The sequence below is a fragment of the Vibrio sp. HS-50-1 genome, from assembly GCF_024747315.1.
In the GTDB taxonomy this organism is placed as follows: Bacteria; Pseudomonadota; Gammaproteobacteria; order Enterobacterales; family Vibrionaceae; genus Vibrio; species Vibrio diabolicus.
This window is the reverse complement of record NZ_JAMPZF010000036.1, coordinates 174,070-190,403: the sequence shown is the minus strand read 5'-3', so window position 1 is coordinate 190,403 and position 16,334 is coordinate 174,070. Positions and strand designations below refer to the sequence as shown.

16 protein-coding genes are annotated in these 16,334 nt (G+C 44.0%); 1 reads left to right on the top strand and 15 read right to left on the bottom strand.

Features of this window, described 5'->3' with window-relative positions; translation table 11 throughout:
- Positions 1-103 precede the first annotated feature (103 nt).
- Positions 104-982 carry an NAD(P)-dependent oxidoreductase gene (locus tag NDJ01_RS16450; RefSeq protein ID WP_258586994.1) on the top strand — a complete coding sequence of 293 codons (879 nt, stop codon included), beginning with the start codon at positions 104-106 and terminating at the stop codon, positions 980-982.
- A gap of 166 nt (positions 983-1,148) precedes the next feature.
- On the opposite strand, the gene NDJ01_RS16445 is transcribed toward NDJ01_RS16450, so the two are convergent.
- The 15 genes from NDJ01_RS16445 to NDJ01_RS16375 form a co-directional block, all read right to left on the bottom strand.
- Positions 1,149-2,588, bottom strand: a complete 1,440-nt coding sequence (locus tag NDJ01_RS16445) for a catalase (protein ID WP_124007529.1) — start codon at positions 2,586-2,588, stop codon at positions 1,149-1,151.
- Between the two features lie 289 nt (positions 2,589-2,877).
- Entirely contained in the window at positions 2,878-3,495 is a 618-nt protein-coding gene (locus NDJ01_RS16440) for a glutathione S-transferase family protein (protein WP_006742223.1), read from the bottom strand.
- 15 nt (positions 3,496-3,510) lie between these two features.
- A complete protein-coding gene (locus NDJ01_RS16435; protein ID WP_065645713.1) occupies positions 3,511-4,545 on the bottom strand; it encodes an NADP-dependent oxidoreductase in 1,035 nt (344 codons plus the stop codon).
- A 149-nt stretch (positions 4,546-4,694) separates the two neighbouring features.
- Positions 4,695-5,294 (bottom strand): TetR/AcrR family transcriptional regulator, encoded by a 600-nt coding sequence (locus NDJ01_RS16430; RefSeq protein ID WP_005392474.1) that lies wholly within the window; start codon positions 5,292-5,294, stop codon positions 4,695-4,697.
- Between the two features lie 50 nt (positions 5,295-5,344).
- Positions 5,345-5,665 carry a N(4)-acetylcytidine aminohydrolase gene (gene yqfB / locus NDJ01_RS16425; protein ID WP_005392475.1) on the bottom strand — a complete coding sequence of 107 codons (321 nt, stop codon included), beginning with the start codon at positions 5,663-5,665 and terminating at the stop codon, positions 5,345-5,347.
- 64 nt (positions 5,666-5,729) lie between these two features.
- A complete protein-coding gene (locus tag NDJ01_RS16420; RefSeq protein ID WP_258586993.1) occupies positions 5,730-6,128 on the bottom strand; it encodes a VanZ family protein in 399 nt (132 codons plus the stop codon).
- Between the two features lie 2 nt (positions 6,129-6,130).
- Positions 6,131-7,438 (bottom strand): oligosaccharide flippase family protein, encoded by a 1,308-nt coding sequence (locus NDJ01_RS16415; RefSeq protein WP_258586992.1) that lies wholly within the window; start codon positions 7,436-7,438, stop codon positions 6,131-6,133.
- 8 nt (positions 7,439-7,446) lie between these two features.
- Entirely contained in the window at positions 7,447-8,478 is a 1,032-nt protein-coding gene (locus tag NDJ01_RS16410; protein ID WP_258586991.1) for a glycosyltransferase family 4 protein, read from the bottom strand.
- Positions 8,475-9,308 carry a putative capsular polysaccharide synthesis family protein gene (locus NDJ01_RS16405; protein WP_258586990.1) on the bottom strand — a complete coding sequence of 278 codons (834 nt, stop codon included), beginning with the start codon at positions 9,306-9,308 and terminating at the stop codon, positions 8,475-8,477. Before NDJ01_RS16405 ends, NDJ01_RS16410 begins: the two co-directional genes overlap by 4 nt.
- Positions 9,309-9,323: 15 nt before the next feature.
- Positions 9,324-10,577: an O-antigen ligase gene (locus NDJ01_RS16400; protein ID WP_258586989.1), complete on the bottom strand. Its 1,254-nt coding sequence runs from the start codon at positions 10,575-10,577 to the stop codon at positions 9,324-9,326.
- The gene (locus NDJ01_RS16395; RefSeq protein ID WP_258586988.1) at positions 10,543-11,595 is read right to left on the bottom strand and encodes a glycosyltransferase; all 1,053 of its coding nucleotides are present in this window, start codon (positions 11,593-11,595) and stop codon (positions 10,543-10,545) included. Before NDJ01_RS16395 ends, NDJ01_RS16400 begins: the two co-directional genes overlap by 35 nt.
- A 2-nt stretch (positions 11,596-11,597) precedes the next feature.
- Positions 11,598-12,407: a putative capsular polysaccharide synthesis family protein gene (locus NDJ01_RS16390; RefSeq protein WP_176319697.1), complete on the bottom strand. Its 810-nt coding sequence runs from the start codon at positions 12,405-12,407 to the stop codon at positions 11,598-11,600.
- Complete coding sequence (locus tag NDJ01_RS16385; protein ID WP_258586987.1) at positions 12,385-14,565, bottom strand: polysaccharide biosynthesis tyrosine autokinase; 2,181 nt, start codon at positions 14,563-14,565, stop codon at positions 12,385-12,387. Before NDJ01_RS16385 ends, NDJ01_RS16390 begins: the two co-directional genes overlap by 23 nt.
- 15 nt (positions 14,566-14,580) lie before the next feature.
- Positions 14,581-15,114, bottom strand: a complete 534-nt coding sequence (locus NDJ01_RS16380; RefSeq protein ID WP_048625325.1) for a polysaccharide biosynthesis/export family protein — start codon at positions 15,112-15,114, stop codon at positions 14,581-14,583.
- A 12-nt stretch (positions 15,115-15,126) separates the two neighbouring features.
- Complete coding sequence (locus NDJ01_RS16375) at positions 15,127-16,332, bottom strand: outer membrane beta-barrel protein (RefSeq protein WP_258586986.1); 1,206 nt, start codon at positions 16,330-16,332, stop codon at positions 15,127-15,129.
- Positions 16,333-16,334: the final 2 nt, after the last annotated feature.

Genomic DNA, 16,334 nt, shown 5'->3' with positions numbered 1-16,334 from the left:
TTTATTTGTGCCGCGAGTGAAGGATAAATTACGAGTAATGTTTTCAATTCTTTAGTAGCATGTTACAAAACATTTCAGTCAGGTGAACTAAGGGAAGCGTGCAATGGAAAAACAACGAGTAGCATTTATTGGTTTGGGTGTTATGGGTTACCCAATGGCGGGCTATTTGAGCAAAGCGGGATATGAAACCAAAGTATACAACCGCACCAAAGCCAAAGCTGATAAATGGGCTGCAGAATACAACGGCATTGCGTGTGAGACACCGCGAGAAGCGGCAGAAGATTGCGATATCGTATTTACTTGTGTCGGTAATGACGATGACGTGCGTAGCGTTGTATACGGTGAAGAAGGCATTCTAGTCGGTCTAAAAGCAGGCGCGGTACTGGTTGATCACACCACGACTTCTGCTGATTTAGCCGTTGAATTGGCCGATGCTTGTACCAAATATGGCAATCACTTCATTGATGCTCCGGTATCTGGTGGTCAAGCAGGCGCAGAAAATGGTGTACTAACCATCATGTGTGGTGGCGAGCAGAACATTTTTAATCGTGTGTCTCCAGCGATGGACGTATATGCAAAGCAAATGACGCTTCTGGGTGAAAATGGTCAGGGTCAACGTTGTAAAATGGTAAACCAAATCTGTATTGGTGGTGTGCTTCAAGGCTTGAGCGAAGCGTTGTTACTCGCGCAGAAATCCGGTTTGGATATTGAACAAGTAGTTGAAACACTCAAGCACGGTGCTGCCGGGTCATGGCAAATGGAAAACCGCGCCAAGACGATGGCGCAAGATAAGTTTGATTTTGGCTTCGCGATTGATTGGATGCGCAAAGACTTAGGCTTCTGTTTGCAAGAAGCAGAGCGAGTGGGTCTAGAGCTCCCACTGACTAAGAAAGTGGATGAGCAATACGCAGACCTTCAACGCGATGGTTTAGGTCGCATGGATACATCTGTTCTGATTAAAGCCGTGGCTAAGAATCAGTAGTAGATAAACAGTTCTTTAGTATCAAAGAGCTTGAAGAAATTTAAGTTGATCATAATCGTTCCCCTTGAACATTAGTGTGTGACTAACGAACTTGAATGAGGAGGTGCTTTGGGCCACCTCCTTTTTTATGTCTTCTTATCACAGCATTTGCTGGCGCAGTGTCCGTTTACTTGTTTAAGCCTAGCGCAATCTCAAGGCCTTTGCCGTAAGCTTCGTCCGCTTGGTAGGCGTGGTTAACGTGACGTTCTTTGATGAAGTCTGGCACACCATCCATTGCACGAGCGGTGTTGTCGAATAGAGTTTGACGCTGTTCTTCGCTCATCAGACGGAATAGGTCTCCCGCTTGGCTGAAGTAGTCTTCGTCTACACGGTGATCGTAATGATCAGCATTGCCGTTGATGCGTAGAGGTGGCTCAGAGTAATCTGGTTGCTCTGCCCATTCTTGTTTGTAGTTTGGCTCGTAACCTAGTGTTGAACCAAAGTTGCCATCAACGCGCATTGCGCCATCGCGGTGGTAGCTGTGTACCGGACAACGAGGCGCGTTAACTGGAATTTGGTGATGGTTTACACCTAGGCGGTAACGCTGCGCATCTCCGTATGCAAACAGACGGCCTTGCAGCATTTTGTCTGGTGAGAAGCCAATTCCAGGAACGATAGCTGCCGGGTTAAACGCGGATTGCTCAACTTCCGCATAGAAATTTTCTGGGTTACGGTTCAGTTCAAACTCGCCTACTGGGATCAATGGATAATCTTTTTGTGACCATACTTTTGTTAGGTCGAACGGGTTGAAGTTCACTTCATCCGCTTCTAACTCAGGCATGATCTGGACGTACATCTTCCATTTAGGGAAGTCTTGACGCTCAATCGCTTCGTAAAGGTCACGGTGATGGCTTTCGCGGTCTTTACCTACGATCGCTTCTGCTTCTTGGTCAGTCAGGTTTTTGATGCCTTGCTGAGTTTTAAAGTGGAATTTCACCCAGTAACGCTCGTTTTCTGCGTTGATAAAGCTGAATGTGTGGCTACCGAAGCCGTGCATATGACGGTAAGACGCTGGAATACCACGATCACTCATAACGATCGTAACTTGGTGGAATGCTTCTGGTAGTGATGTCCAAAAATCCCAGTTGTTTGTCGAGCTGCGCATGTTGGTGCGTGGATCGCGTTTTACTGCGTGGTTTAGATCTGGAAATTTTAGTGGATCACGGAGGAAGAACACTGGCGTGTTGTTACCAACCAAGTCCCAGTTGCCTTCTTCGGTGTAAAACTTTAGCGCAAAACCACGGATGTCGCGCTCTGCATCTGCGGCACCGCGCTCCCCCGCAACGGTGGTAAAGCGAGCAAATAGTTCGGTCTTTTTACCAATCTCCGAGAAGATCTTCGCGCGAGTGTATTTTGTGATGTCATGAGTCACAGTAAAGGTGCCGTAAGCGCCTGAGCCTTTGGCGTGCATACGACGCTCAGGAATCACTTCGCGGTCAAAGTGTGCCAGTTTTTCAAGGAACCAAACGTCTTGCAGTAGTTGGGGACCACGAGGACCTGCAGTCATCACATTTTGATTATGGGCGACAGGACAGCCTGCGGCGGTGGTTAATTTCTTATTTGTCATTTTTCTTCCCCTCCAGGGATCAATACCTTAGCAACTGAAGAGAAGATTATTACGGAAAAGCTGGAAGCAAAAACTGATACTGCTTATCAATTCAATAGGTGGTAACGATGATGAAAAGTAACTTAGAATCAAATTCTTAGCTGATTTTTATGATTGGTTTATTAACGTATTGGCGAAAAGGGTAAAAAGAGGACGCTGGCATTTGCATGAGTTGCGCTTTGTTGACAAGGCTAACGTCGGAAATCGCCCCTTTGATATCGCTTTATTGAACATCAAAGGGGCGGAATGATTAGGAGTACTTCACTTCAATTTGCTCAGCTTTTTCAAACGCTGGATGCGTTGCGAGTTGTTTTCCATAACGCTCAATATTCGGGAAGTGACCAGCCAAACCGAACTTATGCACGAGCTCGACAATAAATGACATCATGATGTCTGCGCCAGTTAAACGTTCTTCTACTAGGTAAGTTTTGCCTTCTAGCGATTGCTCGAAATAACCCAGAACGTTCATCGCTTCTTTGTCAGCATAGCCTGATAGAAATTGAGTTTCGTTTGGCTCTTTGCTGATAAAGATTTTTAACAACATTGGTAAGATTGCTGAACTTTCAGCAAAGTGCATCCATTGTAGGTACTCAGTGTGCGCCTTCGTCCCACGCTCAGGAGCCAACGCACCATCACTGTACTTCTCAATCAAATATTCGGTCATCGCGCCTGATTCAATGATGAACTCGCCATCATCTTCAAGCAGGGGCGATTTACCGAGCGGATGAACGCTCTTTAGCTCAGGCGGTGCCATGAAGGTCACTTTGTCACGAACATAAGGCACGATTTCGTAATCCACATTTAGCTCTTCAAGTAACCAAATGATGCGCTTTGAGCGAGACTGATTGAGATGGTGAAGTTTAATCATTTATTTATCCCTTCCTTATAATGGGTCGTTAATCTGTACTACAAGCTTGCCGAAGTTCTTACCTTCCAACAGACCGATAAATGCTTCTGGTGCATTCTCCAGTCCTTGTACTAGATGTTCACGGTATTGGATCTTTCCTTCTGCCAACCATTGATTAATATCTTGCGCAAATTCACCGTAACGATGTCCGTAGTCATCAAAAATGATGAAGCCTTGCACCTTGATTCGTTTAGTCAGCAGCTTACCCATTAATAATGGAAGATGGTCGGTACCTTCAGGCAGTTCTGTTGCGTTGTACTGAGAAATCAAACCACAAAGTGGGATACGTGCGCTGGTATTCAGAAGTGGCATTACAGCTTCGAATACTTTGCCACCTACGTTTTCGAAGTAAACATCGATACCTTGGTCACAGGCGTTTTTCAACTGCTCTGCAAAGTCGTCAGCTTTGTGATCAATACATTCATCGAAGCCAAGGACTTCTTTGGCGTAACGGCACTTTTCTTCTCCGCCTGCAATACCAACAACTCGACAACCTTTGATTTTGCCAATTTGACCAACGGTCGCGCCCACAGGGCCTGTCGCGGCCGCTACCACAATGGTTTCACCTGGTTTTGGCTGACCGATATCGAGCAAGCCCATGTACGCGGTAAAACCTGGCATGCCAGCAACACCTAGAGCGTATGATGGGTTTTGTGGTTCTTTGCCTAGTTTAATTACCATCTCACCAGTTGAGAGCGCGTAGTCTTGCCAGCCAACAGTGTATGCAAGAACCCATTCACCCGCTTCATAATCTGGGTGGTTTGATGCTTCTACCTGACAAACTGTGCCAGCGATCATTACGTCATCAACCGCAACAGGATCGGCGTATGACTCGGCATCGCTCATGCGACCGCGCATGTATGGGTCGAGAGATAAATAAACGGTTCTCAGTAGCATCTCACCATCTTGAGGAGTCGGTTTCGCCACTTCTTCTAGACGAAAGTTTTCTTTTGTTGGTGCACCATGGGGACGTGACGCGAGTACGATTCTGCGATTTGTTGCGTTAGTCATATTTATCTCACTTATTAATTAGACCGGTCGTCTAGTTTTGATTTCAAAATATCCCGCTCATAGAGCGGGAAAGTGTATTGTGCTATCACAGGAGTTATTACCAACTGTGAAACACATGTAGGGTGTTCATCTTACTTTTACGCTACCTACTATGGGCAAGTTCGCGTGTTTTGCAGTAGATGTTGAGTATAGGTCAGACTTTGCGTTAATGCTGCCTGATCTTGATACAGTTTGTTCAGCAAGCTTGCGCCGTTCCAAAGGTAGTATATCTGCCTTGCCAATAAAGCACTGTCACCATTTGGGATAGAGCCATCTTGAATGCCTACGTCAATGCAATACGCCATTGATTGAATGGTTTTGTCTGCACCTTGGCGTAACGCTAGGCGCATGGGCTCTGAGAGATCGGAGACTTCCGCACTTAACTTGACCAACAAACATTTGTTCGCATTACATACGTCGTCTTCTACTTTGACCATTTCTTCAAAGTAGCTCATTAGGCGTTGGTAGCCATTCAGATCGGTATTGGTAAAGCGTGCGTTTAAACGCTCAAAATACTTAGTAAAGTAGTCTTGAATCATCGCTTCACCAAATTGTTCTTTGGATTTGAAGTAATGATAAAACGAGCCTTTCGGCACCGCGGCCTTTTTTAAAAGCTCTGAAAGGCCAACACTCGTAAACCCTCGGTTTACGATTAACTCGTATCCGACGTCGAGAATATGTTGGCGTGTGTCGTTCGTCTTTGCGTTCATGAAGCGTACTATAGAATGAATTAGACCAGTCGTCTAGTTTTTGTTGTGGGTTATTTGATTAGCTCGTACTCAATCACAAATAGCGTGTCGGTATTTGGGTAGATTTCTCGAATTAACTGCTTGAGTTTTGGTAGTTCGATGGCTTCTTGTTCAGCATGAAACTCATTGATATCTTCAAAGTTGAGTGGTTCTACAGAGCGTATTTTGATGTTGCAGACTTTACGATCCGTCTCTAGCGTAAAAACTTCGACCTCTGTATTTGGAACGTAGTGACTTTCTGATTCATCTCGAATCGTAATCGTTTTTTTGCCTGATGTGATCAACGGGGTTAAGAATTCAAAAAAGGTAATCTTGGTTGGGTGGGATGACATGATGTACTCGTTAGTCTGATTGTTTGGCGTAATTATATACCCAAATAACCTTGAGGTGCTTATTTCAAGAGAACGAGCGAGTGCGTAGGACGCGAATCAACTTGGCACTAAAGTAACCCGAGATAATGCCTATCCAGTTGGTACTGAGATCATCAAAACTAAATGAGCGACTTGGAATAAAAAGTTGACTTATTTCTTCCATTGAAACGATAGCCAACAGTAGTAGCAAAAGGCGGATCCCAAAGATGTCGGCTTTACTTGAACTTACTAAAGAGGGGAAGGTGAAGACCGATAAAAAGCCGATCAATAAACTGAAAGTAAAGTGAAGCGTACTCGATCCACCTAAGTAGGTTTCCATTTGCAGGTAAGTGGCATGGTGTAAGTCAGAGCTTTTCCACAAAGAGAGTGAAGCCGTAAGCGTCAGAACGAAAACAAAACTTATCCGTGTCAGTATTGAAACCATAATTAACCTATTGGAAAGAAGCCTAAGTAACGTTTTACAAAGTACAACGCCGCTAGATTCTGAATTGCCATGCCAATTGCCATCGCCCATGCTGCACCAATAACACCGAACGTTTGGCAAAGCGCAATGAGCAAGCAGATAGAGATTGTGCCGGAGGAAATTGTAATGTATTTCATGGTTCTTTCGTGACCGCTCATGAGCAATAAAAATCCTACAGAGCCAGTCGCAACATTGATTAACTGCCCTAAAGACAGGACGACTAACAGTGGCGCAGCAGCAAGAAACTCTTCACCAAAAAAACGCATCACAAACTCTGGGAATAGAGTGCAAATAATCACGGGCACAATGGCCAAACCAACGTTGGCTCGGCAAGCTAAACGGCTAAGGCTTTGCAGTTTGATCATTTGGCGTTCTTTGTAGAGAGAGGCAAACATAGGAGCGACCACAAAGTTAATGGTAATCAGCACAAAGCCAATCAGTAGTGATGTACGTTGAGCTGCAGCTAATAGACCGAGTTCCGCTGTTGAGATAAAAAAGCCCGCAATGACAAGGCTTCCCCATTGAAGAACGTTCGTGAAGATACTGCCAATCCAGACTTGCTTGGCAGAAGCGACCATTTTTTTGTTTGGTACGAAAGCTGATGTCTGATACTGACCTGAACCTAGCCAATTAACACTGGATATTACCGCGACGCTCATACTCGCCAGAAGCAGTGCGGTCATCAGATTGTTTATATTTTGCTGACCGATATAGTCCAAGCCAAAGACAAAAAAGACCATCAACATACTCACGCCAAGCTGTAAAGCGAACAGTGATGACACGACCTTTCTACACGCTTGAAGCACACGACTGTTGGTCTGTGCAAGCACCAAAAACGGTATGCAGAACAAGCCTAAAGTAATCGCATGCATTGGCGATTGGGTCTGGTTTAGTTGTTCAGGAAACAGATTAAATCCTGCTAACAAAACGGCAATGGCTAGCAAGCAAAACGCCATACTTCGATAAAGTGCCGTTTTATAGTTGTGGCTTTGTTGAAGTGTCTCTTTGTTGTTAAAGGCGATCGCATTGTAGCGAACTAATGAGACATCAAATCCTAGCTGAGAAACGATCGCGAGTAGTGAGACTAGGTTGAATAAAAAGAAAAATTGACCGGAAGTCGAAGCGTCACTGGCCTTCGATACAATCAGTGTCAGTAAAAAAGCAAATAGCGCACTCAACACACGCGTGATTGCGGTTTTCAATCCAGTAGATAGCAAGCTTTTTTTACCGCTGGGCATCAACAGTAATTTTTGTTGAACAGTGTGAAACATAGGGGCATTTAACCGTAAATATTATTGAGTGCGAGGCGCTGTTTTTCTTCACTGAAGGCGTCGTTTAACGCTGTTGTATATTGGCAAAAATCAATTTCATCATAATGATTGACACAGTGCGCGATCTGCTTGGCCATTTCTTCAGGTGTTAGCGCTAAAAATGGGTAGTTGAGATCTTTGGTCGCGCCGATAGTTCGAATCACCATAGGAAGATGTAACTTGGCTGCCTCTAGAATAGTTAACGGCATCCCTTCCCATGCTGCAGTATGTAAGTAAAGGTCTGAGCCCTTGAGCTTTTTAACCACCTCATCACGAGGCAACATGCCAGTCACATCCACATTTTCTGTACGCAATTTTTGTTCGAGTGTGTTGTCACCGCCTCCTATCCAAGTGATATCTAATGGGCGGTTAAGCGCATGTCGATTAAGATGTTGCAATGTGTCGATGAGAAATTGCGGATCCTTTTGGGGCGCGACACGACCAAGCACAACAAGTCGCAGCGCTTCTTGTCTGTTTCGCAATAAACGCTCTTCACTTTGATAAGATACGTAGTTGTTGAGCAGTTCAGCACGTTTCGCGCCAATGCTAATCGCCAGGTCACATTCTCGTTGGCTACAGCCTGCCACCACATCAATTTTGCTTAGTTTTACTTTCTCTAGCACTCTATAGAGCTGGCGTGCTAATTCGGAGATATCTTCACGTTCGAAAGCATAACAGTGCGGCGTATAAACCAAGCGCGCCTTGCCAAGTTTTAGAAATCGCCCGAGAAAGCCCGCTTTACTCGAGTGCAAATGCACAACGTCAGGCGCAAGAGATGCAATCATGTGGTTTGCATCGCGAACAAATTGAAGTAAGCCGCCTTCCACCCATTTGGTCTGTGTGAAAATATGATGGTTGTTCTCATTGGTTAAGTCGTTTTCTCGAGCTCTGGCTAGCAAGAAATGTTGATAGGGTTCGTCTCGAGAGGAGTTAGCATAACTATAGAGGGCTGTTTGAACGCCACCTCCGAAGGCTTCTGTAATATGGAGCACTTTTTTCATGATGATTTTGTTCCTGGTGTCTGTATCCATTTATGCTTGAAAGCATCACGCTCTTGTTCTGAATAAACGTGGCGATATAAGGGAAGATCGTACATATAGAACAGTTTTGAAAAGTCGTAGTGATGCTTAAAGTGCTGGTGGATATTGGAGTACCACTTGTTTTTCGCTTCATTGCTGTTTTTCAACACGAAGTCTTGCAGCCCGAGAAACTCGCCAATTTCTTTATCGAGAGAGCTGAGCTTTTCGCATTTGATTAGCATGACGTTGGCTTGCTCGTTCTTGAATGTGAAGAAAGGTTGAGTGTTGTCCAGTTCTTGACGCATCACATCGATATTGAAGTTACGTTTTAACTCGTTGTCGAACCAGTTCGCAAAATAGTTGAGATTGATATAGTTATCGAAACAATGTTCGAGGTGCTGATACGTGACTGCCATATCTCGGTGAATTGCATCATTCTTTTTGCCTTCGATAAATTGCAAATGGAGGTCTTGAAAGAAACGAGAAAAGACAGTTGCGATTGGATCACGGACCAGTGTGACGATTTTGATCTGTTCGCGTTTTTGTAAGATACGTTTTCGTTGCTTGAGCACTAAGCGATAGAGCGCACGGTTTTTGAAATCGAAAAATTTACTCACGTCTTTTTTATTGTGATACATGTGAAATTCTTCGTGATCATCAAAGGTGTGGATGTGATAGCTCGGGATATTTCTTTCTCCCAGCGTGTGCTCAATTGACGATGAGCCAACTTTGCCCATTTGGTAAACTAAAACAAAATTGTCAGCTTGGAGTTCTCGGTTCTTTTCAAATTGTCGAGAGATTGAATGCTTCATCTATCCTATCCTTGATTATTCAAATTCATGGTGATGGTTTACCGGAAAAGTATGAGTAATGGTGTTGACCTTTGACTCGCGGCTCATGCTTATCATGACGGGTAATAAGAGTATTAAAATGATGGTGGTATTTACCGCAACGAAGAACACCATGATGAGGGCGTATATCGCGAGTAAGAGGCTTTTTCTGTTGTCATTGAGACTACGGAAGCAAAAGCGAATAAACAGAAAATAACCACCAAACAATAGGGCGATACCGAGCAACCCGTATTCAATTGCGGTATCTAACACAAAGTTGTGGGTGTAGATCGCCAGCTCATCATAGTTAAAGTAACTGATCATAAAGTTGGGCAGCATCTTCGCGCCGACACCTAAAACAGGGTGCTGAAGTAAAATGTCTAACCCATTGGCAAGTAAGAGTTTTCTATGAAGATTCGATACCCAGCGGGCTTCACTTTGGTTGGCAAATAAGACGTCTTCTTGGGTTATTTCCAATGTGTCCGCTAGCGTTTCAAACCCAACGTAGAGTGTGGTTGTGACGGCAGTAAACACAATGAAGCTTAAGGCTAATAAAATCGTCCACGTGTACGTTTCATTAAGCGATTTTCTCATCAGGTTTTTTACGAGCAGCTGGTCAAAGAAGAAAAGCAGACAAAAACCAAGTAGTGCTTTTCTTTCTTGCGACAACACCAGTAGTACCAAAGCAACGAGCATTAAAAGGTGGAAAGCGCGAATTTTATCCCGATAAAGGTATAGTAGTGAGCAAAGTACACCGAAACCGTATTTACTTACCCCGAGTAACTTAAAGCCGCTTTGATAGCCTTGAGCAAAGTGCCATAAGGCAACGAGCGTGCAGATCAAAAACAGCAGATAAGTGAAATAAACCATTACCCATTCATCATCAAACACGCCATAGGCGTACATTAGGCTAAGCAAGCAGAGAATCGCCAGCCATTGCACGGTTTCTATAACTAGCGGCATTAAGGGGACGCGATTTAGCAGGCCATTTAAGAACACATAACCACTGAACAGTACAAGGAACCCCATGCAGGGATGCATGAGTTTTTCAGCTTTTCCTTCCAATACCACTAATGCAGTAAAACCAATGGACAAAAGACTTACGATGTCTGATGGTGCTAGTGCTATTCCTCCAGCACGAAACTTCATGGGAATAAAGAACAATGCTAATAGGCATGCTGCAAGCAATGAGGCTCGGTGGCTCGATGGCGCGGAACTATTTGTTGGCGCAAAGCTGCTGGTAGATTCCATAGTAACCTTCACGAAATTTATCGATGGTGTAGAGAGAGGCCCTATTGACTGAGTATTGACTTGCAGCGTCATACCGCTCAACACTTTCACACAGCTGGAGCACTTTTTGGCTCAGCTCATTTGAGTTACCTACCTGAAATAAATACTCGGCACGTCCGGTGACGTCATCCAAACCGGGTACGTCCGATGATAATACGGGTAAGCCTGCTGCCATGGCCTCAACCGCCGCCAAGCCAAAGCCTTCGACATGAGATGATTGCACGTAAATGTCCATGTCGTTCAAAAACGCTGGAACATCAGAAACTACCCCATGAAAGTGAACACGTTGCGCGACGTTAAGCTTTGTTGCCAATGCTTGCAGTGGCGATTTTTTTTCGCCATCTCCAGCAAGATGGAGCTCGTATCGTCTTGGTAAATGGACAAGTGCTTGGATAAGCGTTTCATGATCTTTATGTTGGTGAAGTCGGCCCACCATTCCAATCTTGATGACTGGTTTGTCGAACAGGTGGCTGGCGCTCTTCGGCATCATAGGAAACCTTTTTAAATCAACGCCATTGTGCACCACGTGATATTTATGTTGGTAGCGAGGCATGAACTTCACCAGTTCATCTTGTACTTTTTCACTAATACTGACCGTCAAGTCGTGGCCCCAATATAAGACGTACTCCATGAACTTAAACAACGGATAGTCACGTCGACGGTTGTAAGAGCAGTGCTCAGTCTGGATTCGTTTTTTACCTACCGCCAATAGCGCTAGATAAATGGAAGGGTAGAGGTGCCCGTGAACGACATGCGGCCAACGTAGCAAGCAGTATTTCTCACTCAATGACAAAGTGCGCCAGTTAAAACACTCTATCCCTTGGGCGGATAGCGTTGGTAAGTAATCATTTTCATCACACAAGACCAAAATTTTGATTTCGTATTCAGGCTTATGTTCTAAAACAAGGTCGACTAAGAACTTCTGAGCACCGCCGTTCTGAGAAAGATCATTAATAATATGTAGAATCTTGGTTTTCATGATTAATTGGTCAGATATTGCTGTTTAAGGTCGGTGATTTCTGCATTTGAGAAAAAGTGCTTCGTCAATTTAGAATTCAGCATTTCTTCAACGTACTCGGGTGTAGGTTGAAATTGCGTTTTGAATTCTTTCATTAGTGGCGAGTACCATTTGTTGTCTGACTGATTTTCATAAACGACATCCACGGGGTAACCTAAAAAGCCTTCGACTGCGGAGTTAGCCTGCTTTAGCTTGTCACTTCGAATGACCAACAGTGAAAAGTTATTGTTATGGTATGTCTGATAGCCTACTTCGTGATTAAAAGGTTCGTTAAACACATCAATCCCTGTTAGTTGTTTGATTTCGTTGTCAAACCACTGCAGCGCATATTGATGATTCATGTGCTTATCAAATGCCTCTTGGAGTAACTGCGGACGTTCGGTACGGATTGCGCTATCATCTTTTAGGTATTTGTCCGCCATCCAAAACGGAAGTGCTTGAAAGAACATTGAAATATTTCGTCCGATCGGTTCACGCACCAGTGAGATAATTCGAACTTTTTTCTTGTGCTTTAACATACGGCTCATCGCTATGCGCTTGAGTCGTCGCTTTAACGCATTGATCTGAGGTTTATGCAATTGCGCTCTAACAGGGGATATCTGTTTTTGCGCATCGACAGTCATAAGGTCGTGCAAGTGAATCGAGTTAGGAATGGAATGTTCTAATGCACTCGAACCTACTTTGCCCATTTGATAGATCAATACTGGTTGTTCTTGGCTTTTCAACGTTTGGTACCAAGATGCGTTTGAGTTAGTAGGCGTATTTCTGGACATAAAGCGTTTCTCCTTCCTTAGTCTTGGCTTGTGTGATTAAGACGCCAAGAGATGGAACTGAGTGTTGTATTTGTTTAGATAACGCAAGGTTAACCAGTGATGATTTTGTCGATTCTGAGCGAATGACGGTAATCAGACCATTGGCATACTGACCAAGAATAAGTGCATCACTCACTGACAGTAGGGGCGGTGTATCGATAATGATCCGGTCATACTTATTTTGAAAATGTTCGAGCAACTTTTTAAAGCGATCAGAAGCTAGCAGTTCCTGTGGGTTTGGCGGAATTAGACCGGCCGATAATACATCTAAGTTGGCTTCTTCTATATGTGTAACACAATCTTTGATTGGCGTATCCATAGTCAGGATATGCGTTAAGCCAGGGCTTGATTCAGCAATACCAAACCGTTTTGCGATGGAAGGTCGGCGTAAATCGCAGTCGATGATCAATACCTTTTCCATTTTTGAAAACGACACCGCCATATTAATACTGGTCGATGTTTTTCCTTCTTCTGGAATGGCAGAAGTAAAGGGCAATATCTTTTGCTTAGTGTTGGTTAGTCTGAGCAGAAGCGAGGTTCTGACGGAGCGACAAGCTTCACTAAATAGCTTTTCTTCATCATCTAAATACGCGGTATAACTGACGCCGTTTTTACGCAAATTGCGTTTTTTGACCATCGGAATCACGCCTAAACACGTAACACCAAGTTTTTCCTGCACATCGGCTGTGCTTCGGATAACTTCTCGCATCGTTTCTAAGATGATGACCAGAGCGCAAGCAATGGCAAAGCCAAAAAAGGTGGCAATCAGTACCAGTTTGATTCGTTGTGGTGCCACCGGGAATAGAGGAATGATGGCTTTGTCAGTAAAGCGAGCGGTGACATTCTTGTAGTCGCTGGTGGCGTTGGTCTCTTTCTCACGATTTAAGAACGCTTCATAGAGTGCCTTATTGGATTCAACCTCGCGTTTTAACTGCTCGTAACGCGCTTTTTGTGACCCTAACGATTGGAAATCGGCCTTTTTGTTATCGAGTTCTGCTCTAAGCATGTCCTCTTGCGCTTTTGCAGCAAGAAGGTCTTGTTGCTTGCTGAAGGAAATGTCACGAATGAGTTGCTGGGTTCTTGATTGAATTTCAGCAAGCTGCGCTTTCGCCTGAATCATTCGGTCATGCTTGGGGCCGTAGCGCTGTGCCAGCTCAGAGAGATTTTTGGCTGCCTGGGCTTCCGATAATTTTAGGTCGCGGATCTGCGCTTGATTAGCGAATTCATCAATTGACAGCAAGCTGTCTAAACTTTGTGAAGATTTACGTCTTAACAGTTGGATTAACGTCTGCGCTTCAATGCGCTTATTAACAGCGACATTTAGCTTGCGAGTGAGTTCTTCTAGCTCATTTGCGTAAATTTCATCAATACCGTTTATATCGATCAACCCTTCTTTTAACAAGAACTCTTGCAGCGCTTGCTCAGAGTTACGTAATCGCTCCTCCAATTTTTGTGAGTTATTTGTCAACCAAGTGGCCGCATTTTGTGTAACGACCAATTTGGCTTCAAAATTTGCGTCAATGTAGGCTTGGCCGACCGCGTTAGCGATTGTCGTAGCAAGCTTAGGGTCGGTAGAACGAAAGCGAATTCTGACTAATTGGGTGTTACGTACTGGCTCAATATCGAGTTTACTTCTGAAAGCTTGAAGCGCTTGATAATAGGACTCTGAAAACTGGGCAGTTTCTTTTGGGCTTGGAGCCACATTCAGTAGGTCTTGAACAAAAGGGATCGACTTTATTTGGTCGATCTTTTGATTTAATCCACCTGAGCGTGTGAACTCCGGTTGTTGAGTTAGGTTCAGCTCTCTAATGACCTTATCTGCAATATGATTCGATTTTAAAATAGCGATTTGCGTTTGAAAGTACTCTTTTTTCGTTGTGTCGACGCCATATACTTCCTCGATTGAAAGGGCGCTTTTTTGCTCTTCTTGGATGAGTAACGTTGCTGTAGCTTGGTATATCGATGCTTTGGAGTAGATATACCAAGTACAAGTTAATGAAAACAGAAGCGTGAAAGCTGCGATGCTTAGCCAATTCTTTTTAATCGCTTTAAAGTGATGACCAAAACGAATCAGTTCTACTTTGTTCATCTGGAGATTATTTGGATGAGTCCCGTTCATTTGATTCCCTGTCACTTAAAAGAAGCTCTGGTCGATAAATACAATGTCACCAGGCTCAACGTTGCGGTGCATACTGACACCCTCTATCGTTTGACCCGTTTTATGTTTGGTGAGGTTAATGCCTTTGCGTGAGGCTCGGTCGGTCAAGCCACCAGCTAAAGCGATGGCCTTTTCGATAGTTAATCCTGGTCGATATTCAAATCCACCTGGTTTCCTGACTTCGCCATTGACGTAAAACAGACGAAAGTTATTGATGGTGACCATCACTTTTGGGTTGATGAGATAATCGCCTTTTAAGCCCGTTTCTATTTCGTACTTGAGTTGTTTCGGTGTTTTTTTGATTGCTTTGATTCGGCCAAGGTAGGGGTAATCAAAATAGCCATCTGACGTTATTAGAATATTTTTAATCGTAAGATCTTCTTCACCATAGACCTGCACGGAAATGGTATCGCCCGTGTCGAGTAAGTAATCTTCTTCGTTTGAGTCAGCGTTTACCAAGGTGCTAAATAGCAGTAACGCGACGCTCATGAATGTGATGAATGACTTCATTAATAATCCTTGTTACAGAGAAAACTGTGCGCTTAAAGTCCAAATGTTCTGTTCGAAGCTATAACCTGGTCGGTTAGAGGTTTTATCTTGGTATTGCCAGTCGGCTTGCAGCTGTATCCAGCGTTTAATTTGATAATCGATACCAAAAGATAGGGTGTAGCGATCGTCGTTTCTGGTGATCCCCGTATAGTCATCTTGTTGATAAATAGCACCTAAGCGAGTTGCAAGGTAACTATTCCAATCGTGCTTGAGGTTCAGTCGATAACGAGTTTGTAGGTTGTAATCGCCATCTTGATCTGGGTTAACTGCCGCTTGAGTGGTTTTCACGCTGACTAGAGTTTGTTCTTGAGGCAGCCATTCAAAGCCGATATCCCAACTAAAGCCTTTAAATGTCTCTCGTTGAGCGCTGTCAAAATCTTTGATTTGATAACCGAGTCGAGCGATGCCTTTGGTTTTTCCTGTGACTTCCCATTCGGCACCGGTGTAATAGAAACTGGTGCTATTATCTTTGGAAGGCTGCGCAGAATTTCGGTGCTGATAGTCGGTTACTATTTGTTTTGTCCCAACCAACCAATAGGTTCTTGGCGTCGCCCTTAAATAGAATTCCAAGTGTGCATTGGGAGCTCGAAAATCGTTGTATTTCGTTTTAGCGTTTGGGCGCCCAGGTAATCCGTCACGGTAGTTTTGATAGGTTTTATCACTGTAGCCTAAACCGAATTCGAGTCTGCCTTTTGCACCGTTAGAGCCAAAGACATAATTGGTTTTGATATCGTTACGGTTGAACTCAATTGGTGAGTCTATTGCGCTACCATTACCTTCGGTAATGTCTTCCCCTCTAATTTCATGCTGGGCGCGAAAACGATAATCAACCACTAAACGATGACGATGATTGAACTCAAAAAAGTTGGAAAACTGAAAGGTATGATCGTCGAAGTCGTTGCGGTCATCTGATGAAAAACCTGCTTTCAACTTGTATAAAATATCTGCGCGATAGCGATTCCTTTCTATACGTGCTAATAAGCTTGGCTCTATACCCCAAATATTGACCGATTCTACATTGCCGGATTCCTCCGCTTTGTTGATGTTGTCATCGCCCTCGTAGAAAGTTCTTACGAGGGGAATAAACTCAATGCCAGACTCGGTTTGGTAAGCCATCGGTTCTGCGAGTAAGCCAGTTGAAAACAGACTCAATGCTATTGCCATTGTCAGTTTCTTCATAA

Excerpts from the sequence above, each read along its gene's own strand:
- NDJ01_RS16405 (WP_258586990.1), bottom strand. The coding sequence starts at position 9,308 with ATGAAGCATTCAATCTCTCGACAATTTGAAAAGAACCGAGAACTCCAA.
- NDJ01_RS16430 (WP_005392474.1), bottom strand. The coding sequence starts at position 5,294 with ATGAACGCAAAGACGAACGACACACGCCAACATATTCTCGACGTCGGA.
- NDJ01_RS16415 (WP_258586992.1), bottom strand. The coding sequence starts at position 7,438 with ATGTTTCACACTGTTCAACAAAAATTACTGTTGATGCCCAGCGGTAAA.
- NDJ01_RS16440 (WP_006742223.1), bottom strand. The coding sequence starts at position 3,495 with ATGATTAAACTTCACCATCTCAATCAGTCTCGCTCAAAGCGCATCATT.
- NDJ01_RS16380 (WP_048625325.1), bottom strand. The coding sequence starts at position 15,114 with ATGAAGTCATTCATCACATTCATGAGCGTCGCGTTACTGCTATTTAGC.
- NDJ01_RS16395 (WP_258586988.1), bottom strand. The coding sequence starts at position 11,595 with ATGAAAACCAAGATTCTACATATTATTAATGATCTTTCTCAGAACGGC.
- NDJ01_RS16410 (WP_258586991.1), bottom strand. The coding sequence starts at position 8,478 with ATGAAAAAAGTGCTCCATATTACAGAAGCCTTCGGAGGTGGCGTTCAA.
- NDJ01_RS16390 (WP_176319697.1), bottom strand. The coding sequence starts at position 12,407 with ATGTCCAGAAATACGCCTACTAACTCAAACGCATCTTGGTACCAAACG.
- NDJ01_RS16385 (WP_258586987.1), bottom strand. The coding sequence starts at position 14,565 with ATGAACGGGACTCATCCAAATAATCTCCAGATGAACAAAGTAGAACTG.
- NDJ01_RS16400 (WP_258586989.1), bottom strand. The coding sequence starts at position 10,577 with ATGGAATCTACCAGCAGCTTTGCGCCAACAAATAGTTCCGCGCCATCG.
- NDJ01_RS16420 (WP_258586993.1), bottom strand. The coding sequence starts at position 6,128 with ATGGTTTCAATACTGACACGGATAAGTTTTGTTTTCGTTCTGACGCTT.
- yqfB (WP_005392475.1), bottom strand. The coding sequence starts at position 5,665 with ATGTCATCCCACCCAACCAAGATTACCTTTTTTGAATTCTTAACCCCG.
- NDJ01_RS16435 (WP_065645713.1), bottom strand. The coding sequence starts at position 4,545 with ATGACTAACGCAACAAATCGCAGAATCGTACTCGCGTCACGTCCCCAT.
- NDJ01_RS16450 (WP_258586994.1), top strand. The coding sequence starts at position 104 with ATGGAAAAACAACGAGTAGCATTTATTGGTTTGGGTGTTATGGGTTAC.
- NDJ01_RS16375 (WP_258586986.1), bottom strand. The coding sequence starts at position 16,332 with ATGAAGAAACTGACAATGGCAATAGCATTGAGTCTGTTTTCAACTGGC.
- NDJ01_RS16445 (WP_124007529.1), bottom strand. The coding sequence starts at position 2,588 with ATGACAAATAAGAAATTAACCACCGCCGCAGGCTGTCCTGTCGCCCAT.